Source organism: Arthrobacter sp. HMSC06H05 (assembly GCF_001807395.1).
Taxonomy (GTDB): Bacteria; Actinomycetota; Actinomycetes; order Actinomycetales; family Micrococcaceae; genus Pseudoglutamicibacter; species Pseudoglutamicibacter albus.
In genome coordinates this window covers 11,942-34,514 of the sequence record NZ_KV788989.1, presented here as the reverse complement: position 1 = coordinate 34,514, position 22,573 = coordinate 11,942, and the positions used below count along the sequence as shown (strand labels likewise).

The following is a 22,573-nucleotide window of genomic DNA, read 5'->3' as shown; positions in this document are numbered from 1 at the left end:
TTCTAGGGCTTCCCCTCGGATGGCTTCTCCTCGGGTGTTTGCCCCTGAGGTGATCGCCCTTCAGGCGCTTTCCCCTCAGGCATAGAGACCGGGACGAAGAAATCATGCGTGCCCACCGCGGGCGGGAACTGCCCGCCACGCACCAACGTGAGATACCACTCAAGCGCTGAGGAATCCGTCAGCGATGCGACCTGATCGATCACCGCGCGGACCCGTGCGGCATCATCGACCGCCATGATGTAATCCTCACGGAAGATCGGATCCAGGTATTCACCTTCAGTCTTCAACAGCAGCTCAACCAGCTCACTAAGAACCTCAGCTTGGCGGCTATAGATCGGCTGACGCTCATCAACCGTCATGACATACGCGGTAGCCATGCCTTTCATGACAGCGATCTCAACCTCGGTTTCACGCGGAACCACAAGGCTCGCAGCATAACGGGTCAACGGGTCCGTCCCGTACCGCTGTTGCGTGGCCTTGAGCGCTGCAGAACAGAAACGGCCAATGAACTGGCTCGTCATATCCTTCAACGCAGCCAGCGAACGGCGGCCGCCATCGACCACCGGAACCCACTCTTCAGAACGCTCCAAACGCTTCAGCGCCTCATCGATCTCATCCTCAGGCGTCTGCGGGAGATACCAACGCCGCGTGTAATCGATCACCCGCGCCCGCCGTGCCTTCTCCTGAACCCACCGCAACTGAAAACGATGCGCGTTCACCGCGTCCTCAACATCGTGCACCGAATACGCGACGTCATCGGCCAAATCCATAACTTGGGCCTCAAGCGGGGTCGCTGAATCCTCGCGGCCATCACGAACCCACCGGTACACCGGCTCATCATCGGCATACACGCCGAACTTACGGGTGGGACGGCCCTCACGCGTCAGCGGAGCCTCTTGCCGCGTCCACGGATACTTGATCGTCGCATCCAGGGTCGCCCGCGTCAGGTTCAAACCAGCCGAGGCGCCATTGGCGCGAAACGTCTTAGTCTCCAACCGGGTCAACAACCGCAAGGTCTGGGCGTTACCTTCAAAACCGCCGCACGCATCAGCCAGTTGGTCCAGGACCTTCTCCCCGTTGTGACCAAACGGCGGATGCCCCAAATCATGCGACAAACACGCGGTATCCACGACGTTGGGGTCACAGCCTAACGCGGCGCCGAGTTCGCGGCCCACCTGCGCGACCTCAAGCGAATGCGTCAAACGGGTACGCACAAAGTCATCAGAAAACGGCGCAACAACCTGGGTTTTGGCACCCAGCCGGCGTAGCGCCGAGGAATGCAGAACACGGGCACGGTCGCGTTCAAACGCCGAACGGTAGGCCTTCTTAGGCGGCTCGGGAACCCAACGCTCCATATCGTGGGTCTCATAACCGGCGATGGAGGCGAGCGCTTCACCTGCAACGCCCACATGCGAACGTGGATGCACCGAATTCTGTTCTTGCTTTGAACGCTGCTCAGCCACCGGAAATATCCAATTCAGCGTGGGAAATCATGGCCTTATGCTCATCGTTGAGGTAGCGGGAATCCAGCCAGTTCTGCGGCAGGTGCGGCCGTTTAGGGCTGCCAGCTCTCCCGCGTGTTCCTTCCGCGGCTCTCCCCGGATAAGGCGCGTCCCAATCCAGCTTGGCGAGTAGATCGTCCAACTCATCGAGTGCCGAAACCCTCGCAAGCCCAGAACGGACTTCCCCTCCGACCTCATAGCCTTTGAAATACCACGCGACATGCTTGCGCAGATCCTGCAAGCCACGGAACTCATCCTCGAAATGCTCGATGAGCAGGTCAGCATGGCGGCGGAACACACCGGCCACATCGCCCAGTGTTGGCCTGTAGCGCACCGGCGAACCGTTCAAAGCGGCCTCAAGATCACCGAAAAGCCACGGCTTGCCCTGAACGCCGCGGCCGATCTGGACGCCGTCAACCCCGGTTTGCTCAACCATCTCCACGGCGTCTTCGGCACTGAAAATATCGCCGTTACCGATCACCGGGATGTCAGGGAGCGCCTCGCGGAAACGCGCAAGCGCCTTCCAGTCCGCGTGCCCCGAATAATGCTGGTTCATGGTGCGGGCATGCAGTGCGATCGCGTCCACACCCACATCGCGGGCCATCTTGCCCGTCTCGATATAGGTCAAGTGATCGTCATCGATGCCTTTGCGCACCTTGACCGTCAGCGGAACGTTGCCCGCGTGCGCTTCCTCTACTGCGCCTGTGAGCAGACGCTGGAACAGATCGATCTTCCACGGCAAGGCAGAACCTCCGCCTTTACGCGTGACTTTGGGTGCCGGGCAACCAAAGTTGAGGTCGATGTGGTCGGCGCGCCCCTCCTCAACCAACATACGGACCGCCGCGCGCACCGTATTAGGCTCCACACCATACAGCTGAACCGAACGGACCCGTTCAGCCGGATGATGCTTGATGATGCGCATCGACTCCCGGGTACGTTCAACCAAGGCGCGCGAGGTCACCATCTCGCACACAAACAAGCCATCACCGTATTCAGCGCACAAACGGCGGAACGCCGAGTTCGTGATCCCCGCCATCGGCGAAAGCACCACTGGCGAGGCGAACCTGAGGTCCCGAAGACGCAACTCAGGCAACGTGAGCTTGACCGGATGATCAGTCTCACCGGTGCTCAACGAGGCGATAGGGCTTGCAATAGTCACGATTCTATGGTGCCACGACCCTCCGTCAGCCGGCCACGCAAACCGCCACCGCGCCGCACATCGGCCCGCCGTGTTGGCTCGGTGCCTTGGAGCGAGGCTTTGACCACGATCACACCGATCAGCGTTGTCACCGGGATCGCGATGACCAGTCCGATTGAAGCCACGAGTGTTCGCACGACCTCTTCGGCGAGGTGACCGGTGGTGAGGAACTTCAGCATCGAATAGTCATACAGGCTCATCATGAGCAGGGTCGCGATCGCCCCGCCCGCGTAGGCGAACACGATTGTGTACACAGTGGATGCGATGTGGTCGCGGCCGATGCGCATCGCGGACCTGAATAGCTCCCGCACTGTGGCATCCGGTTTAGCGTCGGCAAGCTCCCACACGGCCGAAGCCTGGGTGATCGTCACGTCATTGAGCACGCCAAGGCCAGCGATGAACAAGCCGCACAACACGATGCCTGATAAAGAAACGTTTGGAACTACCTGATTCAGCGTATAGGTGGAGTCCTCCCCCTGGCCTAACAGGGATGCGCTGTCGGTGGCCCACACCGCGATGCCGGCGGTCACGAAAAGCCCCACGATAGTACCGAGCAACGCTGTTGTAGTTCGAGCTGAGAGCCCGTGGGCGAAATACAAGACCACGAACATGATCGCGATCGCGCCCACCAGCCCGACCCATAAAGCGGGCTTACCCGCGAGCAGGGCCGGGAACATGAACCAACCGAAAATCAGGAATGAGAACGCGAGCCCGATCAGTGCACGGAAACCACGCCAGCCAGCAACCACGATCACCAACAGCGCGTACACGATCGAGAGCAACGCGACAGGAAAATCACGGTTGTAGTCGATGAACGTCGCAGTCGTTTCCGCACCGGCTTCCGCACCGGATTCAGCGCCCGGCTCCACGCCTGCTTCTCCACCCGGTTCCGCGCCAGCGTTGCCCTCGCCTGCGTTTCCCTCACCAGCGGAGGTGTTGATGAGCATGACCCGCAGCTTGTCCCCGACCTCAGGCGGGTCGTGATTCTCAACCTCTGGTGGGATCTGCACCGGAACCAGCTGATCCGTTTCCGGGTCTGTGACGTATGGGACTCGACACGTCGCATCCGACTCGATCTCGACCTGGCCGGCGTGGGTTTCTGTGGCTGCGCAACTGCCCTCGGAATCGACCTTGTCCACCGGCAACGTCACGATGCTGACGCCTGGAGCCGCAGAATACGGTTGCCCCAAAGACTCAGGGCGGTCATTCGGGCTCGGCCACAACCACACAAGGCCGGCGATCGTGAGCAATGCGAGCGGAATCAGGATCGAGGTCAGAACGATCGTTGCACGGCGCCGCAAACGCGGATCAGCGATCGGCGCATCATGGCTATGCCCGTGCACCTCAAGAGGGGCATGGTTCTCAGCACGATGCGGGCTACCTTCAGCCTGATGCGGGCTGCGGTGACGCCCGCCAGCACCACCCTGGTGACGTGCTCTACGCATCCGTGGCAACGATGTGAGTCGTCGTGACGATCGTGGCCAGACCCTTCGGGCCAAGCTCATCGATCACACGGCCCAACGGGACCATCGCGGTATCCACCTCAAGCTGGACCGGGTACTGATGCACCAGCATCGCCAAGAGGTCGCGGCACGCTTGGGATGCCCGAGCCTCATCAAGCTCAGGGTTCCACCCCAGAAGCACCTCGGTCGGAGCATCCGGGCGGGCCGGCTCATACGAGACCGCGAACGCGAGAATCGGCGCACCCTCACCCATCGCACGGTCACGAACCACAACGGCGCCCTTCGCGCCGGTGTGAGGCCCCAACAACATGGTCTGTGTGAGCCCGACCGTCATCGTTGAAGGATCCCATTCATGTGTGGCGTTATAGAACTCGGCGACAGTGGTTGAAAGCTCAACCGAACCGGTCGCCGCCTCTTCAAGCACAAGCCCGTCTTCAGCGAACTCCGGCAAAGGCAACGCGGACGGCTCAACGACCACCAGCATCGACTTATTGACCAGCCCGAAGCCCTCAGCTGCGAGAAATCCAGCCGCACCATCGGCATCCGGGTTCTCCCCCGCATCGGCCGATGTGTAACGCGACTTCAACTGAGCCCCCGCTGGAAGCTCCGCTTTCAAAAGCGCAAGCAGCTGATGCCCGATCCCCTGCCGACGTTCAGCCGAAGCCACCTCAACATAGAACCAATACCGTTGCGGGTGCAGGCTCGAGGAATACACCACGCCAGCCGCGATCGGGACGCCATCCAGTTCAGCGACAATGCAGCGAGCGAACGGCTCATCGCTCGAGGGCCGCAACATGGCTCGGTCTTCGTGCGCCTGCGGGGTGCGGGGCCCACCCCACACTTCAAGCAGACGCAGATCGTCACCTTCCGCCCACGGGCGAAACGTTAGGCCCTCAAGCTCAGCCGCACTCATACAGCTCCCATCAGTTGGGTTGCCAGGTAGGCAGGCAACTCATCGATCGCGACGCGTTCTTGCTGCATCGTGTCACGCTCGCGCACGGTCACTGCGTTGTCATCAAGCGAATCGAAGTCCACCGTGATGCAGAACGGCGTACCGATCTCGTCCTGGCGGCGGTAACGGCGGCCAATAGCGCCCGCGTCATCGAAGTCAACGTTCCACTGCGCACCGAGCTTGCGAGCCAGCTCACGCGCCAGCGGGGACAGCTTCTCGTTACGTGAAAGCGGTAGAACCGCGGCCTTCACGGGCGCCAGGCGACGGTCAAGTTTCAACACGGTGCGCACATCGGTTCCGCCCTTCGTGTTCGGCGCCTCGTCCTCATGATAGGCATCAACCAGGAACGCCATCATCGAACGGGTCAAACCGAAGGACGGCTCAACTACGTACGGCACGTAACGCTCGCCCTTGGCCTGATCGAAGTATGACAAGTCCGTCTTGGAGTGTTCGATGTGCTGCTTGAGGTCGTAATCGGTGCGGTTGGCGATACCCATAAGCTCGCCCCACTCCGAACCCTGGAAACCGAAACGGTATTCGAGGTCGATCGTGCGCTCAGAATAGTGGGCGCGCTCATCTGCAGGGACATCGAACTTACGCAGGTTATCCGGGTCAACACCGAGCTCAACGAACCAGTTCCAGCAGTCCTCAACCCACTCATCGAACAGTTCAGAAGTCTGCTCAGGCGGGGTGAAGTATTCGATCTCCATCTGTTCGAACTCGCGGGTACGGAAGATGAAGTTACCCGGGGTGATCTCGTTGCGGAACGCCTTACCGATCTGGCCGATACCGAACGGTGGTTTACGGCGCGCCGAGTTCACGACGTTGAGGAAGTTCACGAAAATACCTTGGGCGGTCTCCGGACGCAGGTAGTGCAGGCCCGATTCGTCATCGACGGCGCCAAGGTAGGTCTTCATGAGCCCCGAGAACTGTTGTGGCTCGGTCCACTTGCCGCGGTTACCGCAGTCAGGGCACACGATCTCCGCCAGACCTTCTTCCGGCATGCGGCCCTTCTTAGCCTCGTATGCCTCAAGCAGGTGGTCTTCGCGGTGGCGGCGGTGGCACGAGAGGCATTCCACGAGCGGGTCAGTGAAGGTCTCTACGTGACCGGAAGCCTGCCAGATGGGGGTCGGGATAATGATCGAAGAGTCCAGGCCCACCATGTCCGAACGGGAACGCACAAACGTGTTCCACCACTGGCGTTTGATGTTCTCCTTGAGTTCCACACCTAGCGGACCGTAGTCCCAGGCAGAGCGGGAACCGCCATAGATTTCACCTGCCTGGAAAACGAAACCACGCCGTTTAGCGAGTGAAATGACCTTATCCAGCTTGGACGCTGCTGCCATGTTGAGTGAACTCCATCGGTTGATACGGGCCGCCGGCTGCGGTCCGTTATGGTCTGCCGTCAATCCTAACGGTTGAGCTGATTTTTGGCCCGTTTTGAACCTTGCTAGCCCAAATATGTGCCCACCGCGAAATCCTCGCCCAGCTCAGAAACGCTCCGGGCGCGCGTGCACGGATCCGCGGCGCGTGAGAACCTTGGAGCATGAGTTCGGTAGAGATCATTGACGTGCCCGTACGCACCGCAGGCATCCGTTTGGGCCAGTTTCTGAAACTAGCCAACGTGGTTGAAGACGGTGTGCAGGCACGCGAAGAGATCGCTGAGGGTAGTGCAACCGTCAACGGCGAGGTCGAGACCCGCCGAGGCCGGCAACTAGATTTCGACGACGTGGTCGGCTTCCACGACTACGTGCTGCGTGTGGCGCGCGGAGACGAAGCCTAGCCGCAGCGGCCAGTCTCGGGCGGCCAGGCCTGGCGCCTATACCTGGGCGCCGAGCACTTTAGCGGTCAGGAACTCGCCGATGTGGCGGATCTCTGCTTGCCCCACTCCGTGGCCGATGCCTTGGTAGTTGACCTTGGTGAGGTCCGTGTTCGCTCGCGCCCACGCGTTCGTCGGTTCGATGAACCGCTCCGGGATCACCGGGTCTTCCGGATCGCGTCCCCAGAACATCGGCAGCTTCTCTTCGCGTGCGGCCAGCTCTTGGTCTTTGAAGAAGTCCGCACCGGTTTCATCCTTGAACTGTTCCAGCGTGAAACCGGACAAGCCCACGAGCGCGTCCACCGCGGAAGGATCACGGCGGGCCACCGCGGTCGCCATCGCCATACCTTGAGAGAAACCCAGTAGCGTGACCGATTCGTGGTGCTTCTTCCGTTCAGCGACCCAGTGTGTCAGGTCCTCCACGACTTGGCTGTAATCAGCCGAGTTGAACTCCAGGTCCTGGCTTGAAAGCGGGAACCACGCGTAGCCGCCAAAACCCAGTGCAAGCGGTGCTCGCACTGACATCACAGCGAACTGGCCCGGAAGCATGCTCGCAATAGGTAGAAGGTCGCGTTCATCCGCGCCAAAACCATGCAAGAAAGCCAAGAGCGGCGCAGACTCATTCACGCCCTCCGGCACATGTTCAACTACAAACGGTTCCCACTTTTCACTCATATAACCATCCTGTCACGCACTTGGCGGCACCGGGCCCAAAAACGCACGGAACGGCGCATCCAGCTGGTGCCCATCGGTCAGAAAACCGTCGTGGCCCACCGGGGTCGAAACCATGTGCACAGGAACATCACCCGGCAGCGCATCCGCGATCCGCTGGGACTCTTGCGGATAATACAGACGGTCCGTATCCACGGCCGCGATGAAGAACTCAACGCCCACTACCTCAGCGAGAGCCGCTTCGACTCCCCCGCGGCCCCGACCAACGTCATGGCTCATGAGCGCCTCAGTGAGGGTCAGGTAGGCGTTGGCATCGAAACGATTCACGAGCTTATGCGCCTGATGGTCCAGATACGACTCGACCGCGTAGCGGCCGCGTTCATCACGGCCAGCAGATCCCAGCGGAAGTTCGCTACCTTGCGGCGAGCGCCCAAAACGATGGTCGAGCTCGGCAGCGGAGCGGTAGGAGACGTGGGCGAGGCGGCGAGCTATGCCTAGGCCACGCTGCGGGCCGGCACCGTTGCCGTGGCTGTAATAGTCTCCGCCGTGGAATTGTGGGTCGAGCCGGATCGCCTCAGTTTGGATCTGCGCGAACGCGATCTGTTCGGCCGATGATTCAGCGGTCGCGGCGATCACTGCGCATTTGGTGACGTGTTGCGGATAGCTCACGGCCCATTCGAGCGCACGTGCCCCGCCCATCGAGCCGCCAACAACGGCGTGCCACGCCTCAATGTTGAGTGCGTGCATGAGGCGCAGTTCAAGCTCGACCATGTCGCGGATCGTCACGAATGGGAAACGCGAACCATAGGGTTGCCCGTCCTCGGCCAGCGAGGCCGGGCCGATCGTGCCTGAGCACCCGCCCAAGGCTGCCGGAACCACTGCGCAATACGTGGTGGTGTCCACCGGCTTACCCGGGCCTACGACCTCGCGCCACCAACCAGGTTGCGGTGCGTCCGCATCGGTCACTGCCGCATCGTTAGCCGGCGCATCTTTAGCCGGCGTTCCGTCGGCTGCGTGGGTGTCGCCGGTCAGCGCGTGCAAAACGAGGACCGCATTACTGCGCTCAGCGTTGAGCTCGCCGAAAACCTCGTACGCGATATGGGTTTGGGGAAGGTGCCCGCCTGTCTCTAGATCCAGCGGGCCCAGCGGGAGGATCTTCACATCGCTCTCGGGAGCGTTGTGTTGTGAGTGTTCTCGTACATCCAACGTCATAACGCTGCTTTCGCTTCGTGAGTTTCTATCGCTTCCGTTGCCACATGCCAATGTCCCGGCGCTAGTTAGGCGCGGGCGGCGTGGAAGGCGTCGAAACCCTTCTGCAGGTCGGCGATGATGTCATCCACGTGTTCAAGGCCCACTGAGAGGCGTACTGTGCCTGGGCCCACGCCGGCGGCTCGCTTCTCTTCCGGAGACAGCTGGGAGTGGGTTGTGGATGATGGATGCGCCACGAGCGAGCGGACGTCACCGAGGTTGGCTACAAGCGAGTGCAGCTCGAGCGCGTCCACGAAGGCGCGGGCCGCTTCCTCGTTGTCTTCAGCTCCCTTGATCTCGAAGGAGACGATCGCGCCCACCCCTTCGGGTGCGTAGTGGCGGCCACGCTCATACCACGGGCAGGATTCCAAGCCGGCATAGATGGTCGCGGAGACGTCATCGCGCGCTTCGAGCCATTGAGCGACCTTCTGCGCGTTCTCGATGTGCCTCTCAACACGCAGAGAGAGCGTTTCGAGGCCTTGGGCGATCAGGAAGGAGTTCATTGGGGAGATCGCAGCGCCGGTGTCACGCAACAACTGCACGCGGATCTTCAGGATGTAGGAGAGGTTCGCACCCAGTGGCGAGCCAACACCCATATCGCGGCCGTAAACGATGCCGTGATAGGACTCATCCGGCTGGTTGAAACCCGGGAAACGCTCCGGGTGTTGGGTGTAGTCGAAGTTTCCTGAGTCAATAATGACCCCGCCCATCGCGGTTCCGTGGCCGCACAGGTACTTGGTTGCGGAGTGAACCACGACGTCGGCGCCCCATTCGATCGGGCGCAGCGAGTACGGGGTTGCCAGCGTGTTGTCAATGATGAGCGGTACGCCTGCCTCATCGTGTGCAATCGCGGCGATGTTTTCGATGTCGAACACGTCTTGGCGCGGGTTACCGATGGTCTCGCCGAAGAAGGCCTTGGTGTTCGGCTTGATTGCCCCGCGCCATGCATCCAGGTCGTCTGGATCTTCCACGAACGTGACCTCGACACCGAGCTTAGGCAGAGTGTGCTTGAAGAGGTTCTGCGTCCCGCCATAGAGGGATGGCGATGCGACGATGTGATCGCCGGCTTCCGCAACATTGAGGATCGCATAGCTCGTAGCCGCCATTCCGGAGGCGACGAACAGCGCACCGACGCCGCCTTCGAGGCTTGCCATGCGGTTCTCGATGACTTCGGTGGTCGGGTTACCTAAGCGCGTATAGATAGGCCCCAGCTCGCTCAGCGCAAAGCGGTTGGCAGCAGCCTCGGTGTCAGGGAAAACATACGCGTTGGTCAGGTGGATCGGTAACGCTTGCGAACCCGTGGTCGGGTCTGGAGTCTGGCCGGCGTGGATCTGACGAGTTTCGAACTTTTGTTGCGACATATACAGTGCACCCCTTGATTCATAGGAGGGGCTTGCCCGCATACACCGGTTGATTTGACGTAACGTCCGCCCGGATACGGGCGGGCAGAGCCCGCGCTTGCCACAGCGGCATTCCCGTGTGACCAGGTCCTCACCCGGGGCACCCCGCCGCGGACGGAGGGTTGCCGGCCAGCAAACCGGGGTTTTGCACTGGCACTCATGACCTTGGCAATTAGCCTACAACACGCCAACCCACTGGCACCACATAACGCCCACCACACCCGGTTTGATCCACAGGCCGGACTTCAACTTAGGTAAACCTAAGTAGAGATGTGGCTCACACAGTGTCAGATTTAACCCATGAAGCTCGATCACGTTTCTTACGCTTGCGGGCCAGAAGGCCTCATCACCACCGCAGACCGTATCGCCGATCAGCTCGGGCTCCGGTACGTCAAAGGAGGCGTGCACCCACGCTTCGGAACACGCAACGTGTTCTTCCCCCTCCACAACCACCAGTACCTCGAAGTCGTTGAGGTACTAGACCACCCGGCCACTCTCCAGCAGCCGTTCAGGAAGGCAGTACGCGCCCGAAGCGAGATGGGTGGCGGATGGATGGGCTGGGTCGTCTCAGTAGAGGACCTCACACCTATCGAGGAGCGCCTGCAACGCGGCGCGGTCCCCGGTTCGCGTAAGTTCCCCGACGGGCGAGAGCTCACGTGGCGCCAGATCGGCATCAACGGGCTCATCGCAGACCCTCAGCTTCCCTACTTCCTCCGCTGGGACGAGAGCTTCGAGGACCTGCACCCATCCCGGGCTGAAGAGCCACACGGTGAAATCGTGGAACTCACGATCTCCGGTAACCGCGAACGCATCGACGAATGGCTCGGCCACCCAGGTGAAGACTTCAAGGGCGAGGTCACATTCAACTTCACCTCCCCCTCCGGGATGCCGGGCCTGCAGTCAGTCACGTTGAAGACCCCGAAGGGCCTCGTAACCCTCTAACAGCGTTGGCCCGGCGGCGGCTGACAGGGCCGACGGCGCGGGCTAGCTACCGTACCCGAACCATGCCGCGAGCAGCGGGTAGCCCACAAACGCGACCGCATCGAGTAAGAAGTGCGCCCAGATGAGCGGCATGATGCGGCGTTTGTGCAGGTAGTAGAGCCCAAAGATCACGCCCATCGCTACGTTGCCGATGAACGGCCCGATGCCTTGGTAGAGGTGGTAGGAGCCACGCACTACGGCGCAGAAGATGATGATCGCGGCGGGCGTCCATTTCAGTGTTGCGAGCCGCTCATGCAGGTAGGCGAGCACCACGATCTCTTCAAGCAGCCCGTTCTTGAGTGCGGCCAACAGCAACACGGGTACGCTCCACCACGCGTCCGGAAGGCCCGAGGTCGTGATAGCAGTCGTGACACCGAGCGCCCTGCCCGCTGCATATACCGCGAGGGTTCCTACGCCGATGAGCACGAAGAATGCGAAACCCACTGCGGCGTCGCTACCGCATCGTTGACCGTCGATGCCCCACCTACGCCAAGGCTTATTGCCCGGCCAGCGTGAAACAAGGTAGATCACGAGCGCTACCGGGGCAAGCGCAAAGAAGATGCCGGCAAGCTGATACAGCAGATCAATCCACTCACGCGTGCTAGTTGAGGTGTTGAGGGCCGCGGTCCCGGAGGAGATGGGGCCGCGCGTGATGGTGTCGAGCAAGTCGATGAGCGCATACACCCCGGATTTGCCCAAAGAGAGCGCTAGGACGATGCCGATCTCCCACCCCAGGGCCTTTCGCGAGGGCGCCCCCAGCTCGCCCAGGCCGGGCGTCTTCGCTGAGCCGTCACCGTCTGGGGTGTGTGCGTGTGGGGATTGGGCACTCATGCATCCGATTATGCTCGGTAGGCTGGATGCATGGCCAGGCAACCCACGAGCGAAGAAGTTGAACGCGCCAACGCTTTATACCCTGCCGCGGATTGGGTTTCTGGCCGGGTTGAGGAATCTGGGAAGTCGAACCTGGTTCTCATCCCGGCAGACCCGGTTCCTGAGGTTGTGTTCCGGATGGCCCGGACTCGTGAGGAGGCGCTCGCCCAAGCCCGCCGTGCCGCGTTAGCGGATGCGCTTGCCCCGCATGTTCCGTGGCTCGTCCCTGAATCCCGCTCCCCGATCGATTCCGCCGGCGGGATCATCCAACGTTTCATCCCCGGTGCCGCCCACCCGCTACACCAAGGCGACCCTGCAGCGTTGGGGCGGACTATTACCGACCTGCAGGCGGTTCCGTTGAGCGCCTACGAAGGCCTGGTTGGCGCGCCCTGGGAGGCAGAACCTCAATGGACCCAGGCCCGCGCCGATGCTGCGATCGATGCGCTTGAGCCCGATGTGCGGGCAAGTGCCGCTACCGTGTTAGCTACTCTGGGTGAGATGGAGCAAGCCATGGGATCCGCGGTGGGCCAAGGCGCCGCTCTTCGCGGTTCACTCCGGCGTGGTTTAGTGCATGGGGACTTAGCGGGCCGGAATATGCACTGGCGTGATGGCGAGCTGATCGGGATCCTCGACTGGGACAAAGCATCCTTGTGGGACCCGGCGATCAATCTGGCGCATCTATCGCTGTGGCACGGCCAAGACGTGATCGACCCGTCAGCCCCGGATGAGTTCTTCGCGGCTCGAGCCCACGTGTGGAACGGGTCATTGGCGTTGACTCGCGTGGCTGACGCCGCACTGCGCGGTGGAGTGAAAACCTGGGGCCGGCTTTTGAGGAAAACCCAGCCGCGCATCATGAGGGCCGCTCAAGCCGCACACGTATGCCGCGAGCTGCTCCAGTAATCCCCTCGGCCTCATACTGTTGAGCTCGCTACGGGGCTCATACTGTGGAGCTCGCTAGTTCGAGCGGTAGGTCCGCACGCCCGGTTTCTTTGGCGGTTCAATAGGCCAGAACGCTACAACCGCCCACCAGGATGCGATCATCAACACGACCGTGATACCGATGATGAGGCTCACGTTAGGGACAAAGAAGAGCAGATACGCGACGATCACGGCGCCAAACAGTGCGCCGAAAAATTTGTTGTCCATCGTTGTCGGTGTTCACGTTCATCTCCGGAGATTACTTGCCGCATCCGGCTGAGCTGTTGAAGGCCCGCCCAGTTCTGTTAGATGAGCACTGCTGCGTGGATGCGCGAAACGCCCGGGGTCTGTGACCCCGGGCGCCAGCACGTGTGTGGTTTAGAGGACGTTGAGGACCTCGTCGTACGCTGGTTCCTCACCCACGCTTGGAGTCAGGGAGGAGTAGAGCACGGTGCCGTCCGTGTCGATCACGATGACGCCGCGAGCCATGAGGCCCTTCATTGGCCCGTCTGCGAACTTGATGCCGTAGTCCTCGCCGAAGCTCGAACGGAATGCCGAGGTCGCAACAACGTTGTCGATGCCTTCAGCGCCGCAGAAGCGGCCGAGCGCGAACGGAAGGTCCATGGACACAGTCACAACAACCGTGTTCTCAAGGCCCGCTGCACGCTTATTGAATTCGCGAACGGACTGGGCGCACACCCCGGTATCGATCGACGGGAACACGTTCAACACAACGCGCTTGCCTGCGTAATCCTTGAGGGTTACGTCTTCAAGGTCGGTGTTGACGGTAGTGAACTCTGGGGCGGCCTTACCTACAGCGGGGAGGTCGCCAACCGTGTTGAGGGTCTTACCTTGGAACTCGATAGTAGCCATAGCCTTATCCTTTCAGAGGTGCCCCAGCATTTGGCAAGGGTTTAGCCTCAGGCTTAGCCAACAGCGGACATCAGCGCCACGCTTCCGGCGCTTGCGGACGGGCAGCGTCTGCGGACGGGCAGCCTTTCCGGATGGGCGAGGTCAGCGGTTCTGTCAGCGTACTGGCAACACGCCGTAGGATGCTTGGGCTCCGGGACGGGTCACGGTGTCGGCGGCGTAACGGCTTGCGTAGGAGGCCGCTTCGGTGAGGCTGTCCCCTGCCGCGAGCCGCGCAGCAAGCGCCCCGACATACGCGTCCCCGGCACCGGTGGTGTCAACGGGTTTCACGGTGTGAGCTGGGATCTTGTGTTCGCCGGTCTCGTCCATCACGTGTGAACCGCTTGCGCCCAGGGTCATGACCACCGAACGCACTCCGGCGGCTTTGAGCTCACGGACGATCTCCTTATCGCTCAGCCCCTCAGGGTCGCCGCCGAGCATCTTCAGCGCCCCTGCGCCCTCGTGTTCGTTGACGACCAACGGGTCAGCCCGCAAGATCAGATCAGCCGGGACGTCGATGACGGGTGCGAGGTTGAAAACCACCCGGTCCTCGGCCGCCGCGAAGGCAGCCTGGATTCCCGTGACCGGGATTTCACCCTGCAACACAACCACACCTTCAACAGCGTGGGCGCGTGCCTGCACGGCCCCTGCATCAAGGTGCTGATTAGCGCCGGCGATCACGATGATCGTGTTTTCTGCCCCGTGGTCGACCGTGATGATCGCGGTTCCTGTTGGTTCGTCTTCACGCACGAGCACGTGGCTCAAGTCAACACCATCCGCTGTGAGCAGTTCGTGGGCCTCCCGCGCGGCATCGTCGCTTCCGATGGCAGTGATGAACCGGACGCGGGCGCCAGCTCGCGAGGCCGCGAGCGCTTGGTTTCCGCCCTTGCCACCAGGGGAATGCACGAGTGTACGCCCTAGGAGGGTCTCACCTGGCCCCGGTAGGCGGTGCACGGTAGCGGTGATGTCCAGGTTGGTGGACCCCACAACGGTGACGGTTGGCTTACTCATGCGCGCTCTCCTTGCGTGATGCGCTCTACGTTGCGTGATGCTCGAAACTGCATCGTGTGTGACACTGACGCGGTGTATGAACGGCGCCATGTAGGAACTGGCGCGGTGTATGAAGTGGCAGGCTGTTTAAAGTGGCAGGGCGTTAACCGCTGGTCCCCGCCTCGTGGTGAGGACCAACGGTCACCATCCCGAGACGGGGAGCAAGCGAGGCTAGTTGATCTTCTCGAGGATGATCTCGCGGACTCGGCCTGGATCAGCCTGACCGCGGGTCGCCTTCATGATCGGGCCCATGAGGGCGCCGATGACCTTCTGGTTGCCAGCCTTGATCTTTTCGACCACGTCCGGGTTACCCGCCATCGCTTGTTCGACGGCTTCGGTCAACGCGCCGTCATCAGATACGACGGCCAGTCCACGCTTCTCAACGATCTCGGCCGGGCTGCCTTCACCGTCAGCGACGTGTGTGAGGACCTGGCGGGCGATCTTGTTGTTGATCTTCTTCTCAGCGATGAGGTTTTCGATCTCCACGACGTGAGCCGGGGTGATACCGGTTTCGGTGACGTCCTTCTCCGCTTCGTTAGCGATGCGGGAGATCTCACCCATCCACCATTTACGTGCAGCTGATGCGCTCGCGCCGGCTTTCTCGGTCTCTTCGATCGTGTCGATGAGGCCCGCGTTGACGATGTCGCGGAACTCTTCATCCGAGAAGCCCCACGCCGCCTTGAGGCGGGAACGTTTAGCGGCTGGGAGTTCCGGCAAACGTTCGCGAAGTTCAGCGACCTGGTCGGCGGTCGTGACGATCGGTACGAGGTCTGGCTCTGGGAAGTAGCGGTAGTCATCGGCATCGGACTTCGGACGGCCCGACGATGTCGTGCGGGTGTCTTCGTGCCAGTGGCGGGTCTCCTGGACCACGGTCTCACCGGCATCGAGGATGCCTGCGTGGCGGCACATCTCGTAGCGCACGGCACGTTCGACGGAGCGCAGCGAGTTCACGTTCTTAGTCTCGGAACGGATACCGAATTTCTCGGAGCCGATCGGCATGAGCGAAACGTTCGCATCGCAGCGGACGTTACCGCGCTCCATGCGGGCATCAGAGATATCGAGGGCCTTGACGATGTCACGGATCGCTTCAACATACTTGCGTGCAAGCTCGGGAGCATCAGCGCCTGCACCCGTGATGGGGCGGGTCACGATCTCAACAAGCGGCACACCTGCGCGGTTGTAGTCAACGAGCGAGCTCGATGCACCCTGGATACGCCCCGAGGAACCGCCGACGTGGGTGAGCTTACCCGCGTCCTCTTCCATATGTGCGCGTTCGATCTCGACCCTGTAGACCTTCCCGGAGTCCAGCTCGATGTCGAGGTAGCCGTCGTAAGCGATCGGCTCGTCGTACTGCGAGGTCTGGAAGTTTTTAGGGGTGTCCGGGTAGAAATAGTTCTTGCGGGCAAAACGGCAGTATTCCGCGATGCTGCAGTTCAGTGCCAAACCCAGCAGGATCGCATACTCGACGCCGGCTTTGTTCACCACCGGAAGCACGCCCGGAAGGCCAAGGTCGACCTCGTTGACATTGGTGTTCGGGTCGTCACCGAATTCGTTGGGTGCTGAGGAGAACATCTTGGTTTTAGTGTTCAGCTCAACGTGGACCTCGAAGCCAAGCACTGGCTCATAGCGCGTCAGGGCTTCGTCGAAATCAACAATCTCTGTCATGTTTAGTTAGCCTCCTGAACGCGGGCTGCTACTTCCTCGTTGAGGTTTGGGGCCTGGGCGAGGATCGGGCCGCCGTTGCTTTCTTCAAGTGCGGCCTCAGCGGCTGCAGCGATGCGGTACATGCGTGCGTCCTCATGTGCTGGGACGAGGAACTGCACCCCCACTGGGAGGCCCTCGGAGAGCCCTGACGGGATCGAGATACCAGGGATCCCTGCGAGGTTCGCTGGGATGGTCGCGATGTCGTTGAGGTACATCGCAACCGGGTTATCGATCTTCTCACCGATCTTGAACGCAACGGTCGGCGCGGTTGGGGTCACAAGCACATCGACCTTTTCGAATGCGGCCGCGAAGTCACGCTGGATGAGCGTACGGATCTTCTGCGCTGAACCGTAGTAGGCGTCATAGTAGCCAGCCGAAAGCGCGTAGGTTCCGAGCATGATGCGGCGCTTGACCTCGTCACCGAAGCCCGCCGCGCGGGAGGCACCCATGACGCGTTCGATGGTCACCGGGCCGTCCTCTGGGAGTACGCGCAGGCCGAAGCGGACGCCGTCGTATTTAGCGAGGTTCGAGGAGACCTCGGACGGCATGATGAGGTAGTACGCACCCACCGCGTAGGTGAAGTTCGGGCATTCGATCTCTACGATCTCGGCACCGCGTGCCTCAAGCGTTTTGAGGGTTTCTTCGAAGGAAGCGGTCACGCCGTCTTCGAAACCGTCGCCGCCACGCAGCTGTGCGATCACGCCGACCTTGACGCCGGTGAGGTCGCCTGCCGCGCCTTCTTCAGCGGCCTTGATGAGGCCTTCGGAGCTGCCTTCGAGCGAGGTCGAGTCCTTCGGGTCGTGGCCGCCGATGAGCTCCTGCAGCGCAGCCGCGTCCCACACGGTACGCGCTACAGGGCCGATCTGGTCGAGCGAGGATGCCATCGCGATCGCACCGTAGCGGGAAACGGCACCATAGGTTGGCTTGACGCCCACGGTTCCGGTGACCGCGGATGGCTGACGGATCGATCCACCCGTGTCGGTTCCGAGTGCCAGTGGTGCGAGGTGGCCTGCGACCGCTGCCGCGGAGCCGCCGCCGGAACCACCCGGAATGCGGTCGAGGTCCCACGGGTTACGGGTCACACCGAACGCGGAGTATTCGGTCGAGGAACCCATCGCGAATTCGTCGAGGTTGGTTTTGCCAAGCATCGGCAACTTAGCTTCGCGGATCTTGGTGATCACGGTCGCATCGTAGGGGCTCATCCAGCCTTCAAGCATGCGGGAGGCCGCGGTGGTTGGTTGCCCCTTGGTGACGATGAGGTCCTTGATCGCGATCGGCACGCCAGCCAGCGGGTGGAGGACTTCAGCCTCGGCACCGCCTGCGGCCCGGATCTGGTCGACTTCGCGTGCGACCTCAAGCGCTTCTTCAGCGTTGACGTGCAGGTATGCGTTGATGACGCCGTCGAGCTTTTCGATGCGCTCGAGGTGGGCTTTCACGGCGTCTTCGCTCGTGACCTCTCCTGCACGCAGTTTCGCTGCGAGTTCGGAGGCGGAAAGTTCGTAGATCTCTGCCATGGTTTATCAGTCCTCGTCCAGAATCGCTGGCACACGGAAGCGGCCGTCTTCGGCATCAGGAGCGTTGGCAAGTGCTTGCGCTTGGGTGAGCGTGTCTCCAACAACGTCCTCACGCATCACGTTGGTCAACGGGATCGGGTGGCTCGTTGCCGGGATGTCATCCGTTGCGGCTTCACTGACTGAGGCGACGGCGTCAACGATCGCGTCAAGCTCCGTGGACATCCTGTCAAGTTCTTCTTCTGTCATGGCAATGTGCGCCAAGGTCGCTAAATGCGCCACTTGGTCACGAGAGATTCCAGACATTTCCCTCCCAATCTTTCAAAGTCCCGAAAGTCTTAAGTGCTTGCACCAGTTTAGGCACAGTCGCCGTCGTTGGCATTTTGAGGTCTGTATGTGAGGTCTGTATGTGAGGTCTGTTGACGAGTTCAGGATGCGTTGGGCTCAGCGGCGGACCCCACTGCTTTACTGAACGCCGCGAGCCGCAGGCCCGGCACCTCTGGGATGTCGACGTCCCGGTGAGCCTCGCGGGTGAAGCCGTAGCGTTCATAGAAACGCATCGCTGGTTCCCAGTCGGGCGTGGTGGTCAAGACAACCCTGCGGATGCCCGGCAGAGTCCCGGCGAATGAGAGGATCGCCTCCACGAGCTTGCCGCCGAGCCCTGTCCGTTGATGTTCCGGGTCCACAACGAACAGCCGCATCTCAAGCTCGCCGTCCTCTGCGAGGTCGGCCCACAGGCTACCTCGTAGCGCGAGCGTCACGGACCCCACGATGTTGTTCTGGTGGTCTTCGGCAACGAGCAAGAGCGCGTGCCGGCGGCGTTCCGCTACCTGCGCGATCTGTTGCATGTAGGGGTCGTCTGCGGAGTCGAAGTAGCCTTCGTGCAGGTACGCTCGCTCGGTGATCTCAGCGATCGCTTCATCATCGTGGTAGGTCGCGTAACGGAGCGTGATGCCACCCGCGTTGACCTCACCGTCACCGCTGGCTGCATCTCTAACGCTGGCTGTATCGCCCGTGTTGATGGCGGCAATGGGGCCGAGCCATCGGCCGTGTACGTCACCTACGAGGCACCACCCGTAGCTGTGAGTACTGTTCCAGAGGGGTCGTTGCACAGGGAACCCAGCGGCTTGCGCGATGAATGAGCCGGCGGCCCAGTCCCATTCGTTGATGTCGGTTTCGGCGTAGGCATCGAGTGTCCCGTCCGCTACAAGGCACATATCGATCGCGGCTGAACCGAGCCGCCGGACGTTGTCGAAGTGCGGAATGAGGCGCGTGAGCGCTTGGGTTTGGCGTTGACGCTGCCCAGCGCCGTAGCCGAATCCGTAGGCGAGAATCCGGGCCTGACCAGTTGCCCCGTCGAATGCCTCCGCCGTGAGCCTGCGACTGGCTTCATCGTCGCACCGGCGCGGAGCGTGTTCCGCTTCCCACACAGCGGTGTATGCCTGCGCTGTATCTGCAGACACCGGATCAGCAGATGCGCAGGCCGCCCACATTTTCTGCAGCTCGGGGGCAATCACAACACCGGCAACCCAGCGTTCAACGAATGGGGTGTCTTCGGTTGGGTTGCCGTCTTCATCAAGATTCTCACGGAGGTATTCGCGGCGCGCCACCGCAACGGACACCGCGTAGTGCGGCAGCCCGCGCACGAAGTTCGCGGTCCCGTCGAGTGGGTCGATGCACCAGCGGTATTCGGCGTGGATGTCTCCGCTTGCGTCGTATTCTTCGCCCGTGAGGACATCCTCGGGCCGGCGAGCGTGAATGTATTCGCGGATCGCTTGCTCGGATGCGCGGTCGGCTTGGGTGACCCAGTCCCCTGCCGCGGATTTCGTGTCTGCTTCAGCGACGACCTCGGCCTGGCCCCGCATCGCGGCAAGAACCTTCGCTCCTTCGTGGGCAGCGCCCAGAGCGATGTCGAACACCTCAGCCAGCACAGAGTCTGGTGCAGTTTGTGCGTGGCTCACGCGTCGTCCCTTTCCTCACGTGCTGCGTCGTTTTCAAGCACGGATGGGCCGTGTGCGAGTAATTCTTTGAACCCGTCCTCATCCAGCACTGGGATGCCGAGCTCTTGGGCTTTCGTGAGTTTGGAGCCTGCGGCTTCACCGGCAACCACAACGCTTGTTTTCTTGGAGACGGAGCCGGTTGCTTTGCCTCCGCGGGCGAGGATCGCTTCCTTGGCTTCATCGCGGGAGAAGTCTTCGAGGGATCCGGTCACAACAATCGTGAGGCCTTCGAGGATCGCCGCGATTGCTTCGTCGCGTTCATCGGCCATCTCGTAACCGTTCGCGCGCCAGGCTTGCTGCCACGCGTCCACGATCTCAACGTGCCAGTCTTCTTTGAACCAATCCACTAGGGCCTCGGCGATGATGGTCCCCACGCCGTCGATATCGGAGAGGATCTCGAGCGCGTTCTCGCTCGCCACGGCCTCACGCAGCGCATCCATCGATCCGAAGCGTTGAGCCAAAGCCCGCGATGCGGTCGGGCCTACATGGCGGATCGACAGCGCGACCAAAACCCGCCACAGTTCCTTGCCCATCGCACCTGCGACTTCACGGAACAACTTCTGCGTATTCGCGTTCGGTCCTGCCGGTTTCGCGGATGTTCCCCGCGTATAGAAGTAGGGGCGGAGCTCCCATACGCCAGTGCCTTGGCCTTTGGAACGCTTCTCGCGCCACACTCGAACATCCGCAAGCGACTTCGATAACTCAGACTCCGGGTCAGCCAGATCGAAAAGGTCGCGTTCTGTCGTCAATGGACCAGGTCCGGATGGTGCTGGAACCCCGCTGTTTTCGGCCGGGTCTGGCCCTGGGCCGATCGTCAACGCGATGGCAGCCTCCGCGCCGAGAGCCTCGATGTCCAGCCCGCCGCGAGAGGCCGCGTATTCGACGCGTTGAGCCAACTGCTCGGGGCAGTGCTGGCTGTTCGGGCAACGAAGATCCACGTCGCTTTCCTTCGCGGGACGCAACGGTGTTCCGCACGACGGGCATTCGCTCGGCATGACCCACTCGGATAGCTCGTCCTCGCGGCCTTCACGCAACGGAAGAACCGGCCCAACAATCTCCGGGATCACATCCCCTGCTTTACGCAACACCACAACGTCGCCGATCAGCAGGTTCTTCGCCTTGACCACATCGCGGTTGTGCAAGGTAGCCCGCTCAACCGTCGAGCCAGCCACAGTCACCGGCCGCATCACTCCATACGGTGTCACTCGTCCGGTGCGCCCCACCTGCACGCGAATCTCCAGAAGATCCGTGTGAACTTCCTCCGGCGGATACTTATAGGCAACAGCCCAGCGAGGCGTGCGCGAGGTATAGCCCAGGGCGCGCTGGGCTTGGAAGTCATCGATCTTGATGACCATGCCGTCGATCTCGTGGACCAAGCCGTGGCGGTCCTGACCGATCTGGTCGATATAGCCGAACACTTCTTCCGAGGTATCGAAGAGCTTGTTATACGGGGACACCGGAAGCCCCCACGTTTCAAGCTGCGCATAAATCTCGTGCTGAGATTCAACGTCCATCCCCTCGCGAGCACCCACGCCGTGCACGAACATCCGCAACGGACGCTTAGCAGTCTGGGCTGGGTCTTTTTGCCGCAGCGAGCCCGCCGCCGCGTTACGCGGATTCGCTAGCGGCGCCTTACCTTCCGCGATCAACGAGGCGTTGAATGCCTCGAACTCTTTCGAGGGGATGAATACTTCACCACGGACCTCAAGCTCGGCGGGCCACCCCTCACCCTCGAGCCGGTGCGGGATGTCCGCGATCGTCTTGACGTTATCCGTCACGTCCTCACCCGTGGTCCCGTCCCCGCGAGTTGCCGCGACATCCAACACGCCATCGCGGTAAATCAGGTTGACCGCGAGCCCATCGATCTTGACTTCAGTCAGCCACTTCACCTCAACCCCTGGGGCGAAAGAGGCGCTGTTGGCGCGGGCGCGTTCGAACCAGGTTTCAAGCTCTTCATAGCTGAAAACGTCCTCGAGCGAATACATCTGGCTCGGGTGCTTAACCGGGGAGAACGCCGCGGAAACCTCGCCGCCCACCTCTTGGGTCGGTGAATCGTTGGTCACCAACTCGGGGTGTAGCGCTTCAAGCTCCTCAAGCCGAGCGAAAAGCTCATCGAACTCGGCATCAGATACCAGTTGCGTGTTCTCGTTGTAATACGCGTGCCGATATTTACGGACCTTATCCACCAGCTCCGCGTATTCCTCCCGCAACGCATGCGCAGGAACATCCGCAGAATCTCCAGCCGCGGGCTCAACGGTCGCAGAGTCAATAGCCGCGGGCTCGTTGGGGTCTTCACCGGTTACAGAAGACGATGATGTCGATGCGTTCTCAAATGCCACAAAACAATCATGCCCCAGGGGTCTGACAGTTTGAATA

At 61.4% G+C, this 22,573-nt stretch carries 20 protein-coding genes and 1 riboswitch; of the genes, 3 read left to right on the top strand and 17 right to left on the bottom strand.

Annotation, left to right across the window (positions count from 1 at the left end):
* Positions 1–2 precede the first annotated feature (2 nt).
* From HMPREF3160_RS07250 to HMPREF3160_RS07230, 5 genes are read right to left on the bottom strand one after another with little or no spacing between them, the layout of a single operon-like run.
* Positions 3–1,463: a deoxyguanosinetriphosphate triphosphohydrolase gene (locus HMPREF3160_RS07250; protein ID WP_370977531.1), complete on the bottom strand. Its 1,461-nt coding sequence runs from the start codon at positions 1,461–1,463 to the stop codon at positions 3–5.
* Entirely contained in the window at positions 1,456–2,634 is a 1,179-nt protein-coding gene (gene dusB, locus HMPREF3160_RS07245; RefSeq protein ID WP_070490749.1) for a tRNA dihydrouridine synthase DusB, read from the bottom strand. Before dusB ends, HMPREF3160_RS07250 begins: the two co-directional genes overlap by 8 nt.
* A gap of 23 nt (positions 2,635–2,657) precedes the next feature.
* Entirely contained in the window at positions 2,658–4,145 is a 1,488-nt protein-coding gene (locus tag HMPREF3160_RS07240) for a YibE/F family protein (RefSeq protein ID WP_256174152.1), read from the bottom strand.
* Positions 4,138–5,076, bottom strand: a complete 939-nt coding sequence (locus HMPREF3160_RS07235) for a GNAT family N-acetyltransferase (protein ID WP_070490694.1) — start codon at positions 5,074–5,076, stop codon at positions 4,138–4,140. Before HMPREF3160_RS07235 ends, HMPREF3160_RS07240 begins: the two co-directional genes overlap by 8 nt.
* A complete protein-coding gene (locus HMPREF3160_RS07230; RefSeq protein WP_070490693.1) occupies positions 5,073–6,461 on the bottom strand; it encodes a glycine--tRNA ligase in 1,389 nt (462 codons plus the stop codon). The genes HMPREF3160_RS07235 and HMPREF3160_RS07230 overlap by 4 nt, the downstream gene beginning before the upstream one ends.
* Before the next feature lie 200 nt (positions 6,462–6,661).
* Between HMPREF3160_RS07230 and HMPREF3160_RS07225 the strand changes: the two genes are divergently transcribed.
* The gene (locus tag HMPREF3160_RS07225; protein WP_070490692.1) at positions 6,662–6,898 is read left to right on the top strand and encodes an RNA-binding S4 domain-containing protein; all 237 of its coding nucleotides are present in this window, start codon (positions 6,662–6,664) and stop codon (positions 6,896–6,898) included.
* Positions 6,899–6,934: 36 nt separating this feature from the next.
* On the opposite strand, the gene HMPREF3160_RS07220 is transcribed toward HMPREF3160_RS07225, so the two are convergent.
* From HMPREF3160_RS07220 to HMPREF3160_RS07210, 3 genes are all read right to left on the bottom strand, one after another.
* A complete protein-coding gene (locus HMPREF3160_RS07220; protein ID WP_070490691.1) occupies positions 6,935–7,609 on the bottom strand; it encodes an alpha/beta hydrolase in 675 nt (224 codons plus the stop codon).
* A gap of 12 nt (positions 7,610–7,621) precedes the next feature.
* Positions 7,622–8,818, bottom strand: coding sequence for a homoserine O-acetyltransferase MetX (locus HMPREF3160_RS07215; RefSeq protein ID WP_070490690.1), 1,197 nt, complete (start codon positions 8,816–8,818; stop codon positions 7,622–7,624).
* Between the two features lie 65 nt (positions 8,819–8,883).
* Positions 8,884–10,215, bottom strand: coding sequence for an O-acetylhomoserine aminocarboxypropyltransferase/cysteine synthase family protein (locus HMPREF3160_RS07210; protein WP_070490689.1), 1,332 nt, complete (start codon positions 10,213–10,215; stop codon positions 8,884–8,886).
* An 88-nt stretch (positions 10,216–10,303) separates the two neighbouring features.
* A riboswitch (SAM riboswitch) is annotated at positions 10,304–10,419 on the bottom strand.
* Positions 10,420–10,554: 135 nt separating this feature from the next.
* Between HMPREF3160_RS07210 and HMPREF3160_RS07205 the strand changes: the two genes are divergently transcribed.
* Positions 10,555–11,196, top strand: coding sequence for a VOC family protein (locus tag HMPREF3160_RS07205; RefSeq protein WP_035756861.1), 642 nt, complete (start codon positions 10,555–10,557; stop codon positions 11,194–11,196).
* Positions 11,197–11,238: 42 nt separating this feature from the next.
* On the opposite strand, the gene HMPREF3160_RS07200 is transcribed toward HMPREF3160_RS07205, so the two are convergent.
* Entirely contained in the window at positions 11,239–12,066 is an 828-nt protein-coding gene (locus HMPREF3160_RS07200) for a CPBP family intramembrane glutamic endopeptidase (RefSeq protein ID WP_083285534.1), read from the bottom strand.
* 30 nt (positions 12,067–12,096) lie between these two features.
* On the opposite strand from HMPREF3160_RS07200, the gene HMPREF3160_RS07195 reads away from it, so the two are divergent.
* Entirely contained in the window at positions 12,097–13,005 is a 909-nt protein-coding gene (locus HMPREF3160_RS07195; protein WP_070507798.1) for a phosphotransferase family protein, read from the top strand.
* A gap of 54 nt (positions 13,006–13,059) precedes the next feature.
* Here HMPREF3160_RS07195 and HMPREF3160_RS07190 read toward each other — a convergent pair whose 3' ends face one another.
* From HMPREF3160_RS07190 to ligA, 8 genes are all read right to left on the bottom strand, one after another.
* Positions 13,060–13,251, bottom strand: coding sequence for a hypothetical protein (locus HMPREF3160_RS07190; RefSeq protein ID WP_035756855.1), 192 nt, complete (start codon positions 13,249–13,251; stop codon positions 13,060–13,062).
* Between the two features lie 150 nt (positions 13,252–13,401).
* Positions 13,402–13,896 (bottom strand): thiol peroxidase, encoded by a 495-nt coding sequence (tpx, locus tag HMPREF3160_RS07185; RefSeq protein WP_070490687.1) that lies wholly within the window; start codon positions 13,894–13,896, stop codon positions 13,402–13,404.
* 153 nt (positions 13,897–14,049) lie between these two features.
* The gene (locus HMPREF3160_RS07180; protein ID WP_070507796.1) at positions 14,050–14,943 is read right to left on the bottom strand and encodes a ribokinase; all 894 of its coding nucleotides are present in this window, start codon (positions 14,941–14,943) and stop codon (positions 14,050–14,052) included.
* Between the two features lie 210 nt (positions 14,944–15,153).
* Positions 15,154–16,647, bottom strand: coding sequence for an Asp-tRNA(Asn)/Glu-tRNA(Gln) amidotransferase subunit GatB (gene gatB, locus HMPREF3160_RS07175; RefSeq protein ID WP_070490685.1), 1,494 nt, complete (start codon positions 16,645–16,647; stop codon positions 15,154–15,156).
* A 2-nt stretch (positions 16,648–16,649) separates the two neighbouring features.
* A complete protein-coding gene (gene gatA, locus HMPREF3160_RS07170) occupies positions 16,650–18,200 on the bottom strand; it encodes an Asp-tRNA(Asn)/Glu-tRNA(Gln) amidotransferase subunit GatA (RefSeq protein WP_070490684.1) in 1,551 nt (516 codons plus the stop codon).
* Positions 18,201–18,206: 6 nt separating this feature from the next.
* A complete protein-coding gene (gene gatC / locus HMPREF3160_RS07165; RefSeq protein WP_035756845.1) occupies positions 18,207–18,503 on the bottom strand; it encodes an Asp-tRNA(Asn)/Glu-tRNA(Gln) amidotransferase subunit GatC in 297 nt (98 codons plus the stop codon).
* A 122-nt stretch (positions 18,504–18,625) separates the two neighbouring features.
* Positions 18,626–20,158: an inositol monophosphatase family protein gene (locus HMPREF3160_RS07160; RefSeq protein WP_070507794.1), complete on the bottom strand. Its 1,533-nt coding sequence runs from the start codon at positions 20,156–20,158 to the stop codon at positions 18,626–18,628.
* Positions 20,155–22,536 (bottom strand): NAD-dependent DNA ligase LigA, encoded by a 2,382-nt coding sequence (gene ligA / locus HMPREF3160_RS07155; protein WP_370977526.1) that lies wholly within the window; start codon positions 22,534–22,536, stop codon positions 20,155–20,157. The genes HMPREF3160_RS07160 and ligA overlap by 4 nt, the downstream gene beginning before the upstream one ends.
* Positions 22,537–22,573 lie beyond the last annotated feature (37 nt).